Annotated in this window: 2 tRNA genes and 2 rRNA genes (1 of these 4 cut by a window edge); all 4 read right to left on the reverse strand. The window is 54.0% G+C overall.

What is annotated here, in order from left to right:
• Positions 1-405: ribosomal RNA gene (locus GGE08_RS16005) — 23S ribosomal RNA — on the reverse strand (it extends 2,416 nt beyond the left edge of the window).
• Between the two features lie 147 nt (positions 406-552).
• A tRNA-Ala gene (locus GGE08_RS16010) sits at positions 553-626 on the reverse strand.
• A 179-nt stretch (positions 627-805) separates the two neighbouring features.
• A tRNA-Ile gene (locus tag GGE08_RS16015) sits at positions 806-879 on the reverse strand.
• Between the two features lie 103 nt (positions 880-982).
• Positions 983-2,508: ribosomal RNA gene (locus GGE08_RS16020) — 16S ribosomal RNA — on the reverse strand.
• Together the 16S and 23S rRNA genes with 2 tRNA genes alongside form the textbook arrangement of a ribosomal RNA operon.
• Positions 2,509-2,567: the final 59 nt, after the last annotated feature.

A 2,567-nucleotide genomic window follows, 5' to 3' on the forward strand; every position in this document is an offset into this window, starting at 1 on the left:
CCGCGCTACTCAGGATACCACTATCTTTAACGCTCCTTGCCCGTACGGGACTGTCACCCATATCGTGCAGCTTTCCAACTGCTTCCGGTTCGTCGCGCAAAGAACATTGTGGTCCTACAACCCCGTCATTGCCGGAACAACAACGGTTTGGGCCGATCCGATTTCGCTCGCCACTACTCTCGGAATCACTCTTGTTTTCTCTTCCTCCGCCTACTTAGATGTTTCAGTTCGGCGGGTTCGCCTGCCTTACGGCATGACTGGCCTTCAACCAGCCGGGTTGCCCCATTCGGATACCCGCGGATCAATGCTCATGTGCAGCTCCCCGCGGTTTTTCGCAGCTTATCACGTCCTTCGTCGCCTCTGAGAGCCTAGGCATCCCCCATACGCCCTTCTTTTGCTTGTCGCATCCCATATAAATATGGGACGCCCTCTCGTAATCCTTAATTGTTCTATTCTACTTCGTGTTTCTTCTTTTTGACTTCACGCCAACGGCAAATTACCGCTGCGCTCCGTCCCAATATGTCAATGAACCTATGTCCCAAAAGGGACTCGTGGAGAATATCGGAGTCGAACCGATGACCTCCTGCGTGCAAGGCAGGCGCTCTAGCCAGCTGAGCTAATCCCCCGTTTCAGTCGGCAGTTATCAGTTAACAGTTAACGGTTTTGATAACGTGCTCACCATTACGTGATAATCACTCAACTTCTAAAATTTCCTTCAATATTCCTCAATGAACGTTTCATCGTAGTCCCAGGCAGACTCCCCTCGTCTCAGCTCGGGGCGAACTTCTCGTCCGCTCTCGACTCGTAGTCTCAGGCAGACTCGAACTGCCGACCTCTACATTATCAGTGTAGCGCTCTAACCAGCTGAGCTATGAGACTGTCTTGGCCTATTGCCAGTATTTGTAACATATCATAAACGACAGCGCAGGGATAAAATCCATCTCGTGCGGGACAAGGTCTTTCCGGACGTCTCTTTCTCTAGAAAGGAGGTGTTCCAGCCGCACCTTCCGGTACGGCTACCTTGTTACGACTTAGCCCTAGTTACCGATTTTGCCCTAGGCCGCTCCTTGCGGTGACGGACTTCAGGCACTCCCGGCTTCCATGGCTTGACGGGCGGTGTGTACAAGGCCCGGGAACGTATTCACCGGATCATGGCTGATATCCGATTACTAGCGATTCCAGCTTCACGGGGTCGAGTTGCAGACCCCGATCCGAACTGTGACCGGTTTTGTAGATCCGCGCCCCCTTGCGGGGTGGCTTCCCTCTGTACCGGCCATTGTAGCACGTGTGTAGCCCAGGACGTAAGGGCCGTGATGATTTGACGTCGTCCCCACCTTCCTCACGGTTTGCACCGGCAGTCCCGTTAGAGTCCCCATCTTGACATGCTGGCAACTAACGGTAGGGGTTGCGCTCGTTATAGGACTTAACCTGACACCTCACGGCACGAGCTGACGACAACCATGCAGCACCTTGCAGGCGGTCCGAAGAAAGGGGTATCTCTACCCCATGCAGCCTGCATTTAAGCCCTGGTAAGGTTCCTCGCGTATCATCGAATTAAACCACATGCTCCACCGCTTGTGCGGGCCCCCGTCAATTCCTTTGAGTTTCATTCTTGCGAACGTACTCCCCAGGTGGGATACTTATCACTTTCGCTTGGCCACGGAGACCGAAGTCCCCACAGCTAGTATCCATCGTTTACGGCGTGGACTACCGGGGTATCTAATCCCGTTCGCTACCCACGCTTTCGTCCATCAGCGTCAGTACATGGTTGGTCACCTGCCTTCGCGATCGGTGTTCTATGTGATATCTATGCATTTCACCGCTACACCACATGTTCCGGCAACCCCACCATGACTCAAGACCTGCAGTATCAAAGGCAATTTTATGGTTGAGCCACAAACTTTCACCCCTGACTTACAGGCCCGCCTACGGACCCTTTAAACCCAATGATTCCGGATAACGCTCGGACCCTCCGTATTACCGCGGCTGCTGGCACGGAGTTAGCCGGTCCTTATTCTTACGGTACCGTCAAACGCCCACACGTGGGCGCGTTTCTTCCCGTATAAAAGCAGTTTACAACCCATAGGGCCGTCATCCTGCACGCGGCATGGCTGGATCAGGCTCCCGCCCATTGTCCAATATTCCTCACTGCTGCCTCCCGTAGGAGTCTGGTCCGTGTCTCAGTACCAGTGTGGGGGATCCCCCTCTCAGGGCCCCTAACCATCGCTGCCTTGGTGAGCCGTTACCTCACCAACTAACTAATGGTACGCATGGCCATCCCTGTCCGATAAATCTTTAACCGTAATATCATGCGATATAACGGTACCATGGGGCATTAATCCAAGTTTCCCTGGGCTATTCCCCTGACAGGGGCAGGTTCCATACGCGTTCCGCACCCGTGCGCCGGTCGCCGGCGGAAAAGCAAGCTTTTCCCCGCTGCCCCTCGACTTGCATGTGTTAGGCCTGCCGCTAGCGTTCATCCTGAGCCAGGATCAAACTCTTCATTGTATTTCCTTGAATGTCTGTCCGACACCCGGAAATCCCGAGTCCCCGCATCAAAATGGTTC

The organism is Allomuricauda sp. ARW1Y1 (assembly GCF_013407935.1).
Taxonomy (GTDB): domain Bacteria; phylum Bacteroidota; class Bacteroidia; order Flavobacteriales; family Flavobacteriaceae; genus Flagellimonas.